Genomic DNA, 486 nt, shown 5'->3' with positions numbered 1-486 from the left:
GCACGCAACTGCCGAGAGCGTCGGGAACGGGTTCACCGGTTACTTAGGTTTACGCTCCTACCCGGCTTTACTGATCTTTACCGCCTATGGGCTCGGACTGACTCGAGCAGGTCGATGGGGCACGCTTCATAAATTATTCACATCCAAAATCCACCAAAAATATGGGGAGCCGGCTAAAACCGTGGAGACCTTGTTTCTCTGGGCCTGGAAAGGGGAAACATCAGATCAGTGGAGACATATTGAAGGTTACCAAAAACTAAAAACCCCACTGAGTGATCATTTGCTAACTATCTTCTTGGACTGGAGCAAGTCATTTATGGGATTGCTGTCCGACTTTGAACTAGTTTTCGAGCGCTTCGAAATTCTCGCCTCGCTTGCCTATTTTGAGAAGGAAGACAAAGCCTCGGTGCATTCCTCATTAGCGCATAACCCTCGTGATGGCGCGATATGGATGCCCATAGGAAGATCTGGCTGGCACTCCACCTC

Annotated in this window: 1 protein-coding gene; it reads left to right on the top strand. The window is 49.6% G+C overall.

Annotated features, from left to right (window positions below; genetic code table 11):
* Positions 1 to 486, top strand: a 486-nt coding sequence (locus AC1DCY_RS27505; RefSeq protein WP_477355912.1) for a hypothetical protein, incomplete at both ends; no start/stop codon positions are given.

Source organism: Lysinibacillus sp. 10T31, assembly GCF_056394365.1.
Note: the sequence above shows the minus strand (reverse complement) of the source record. Positions and strands in the feature narration are given on the sequence as shown.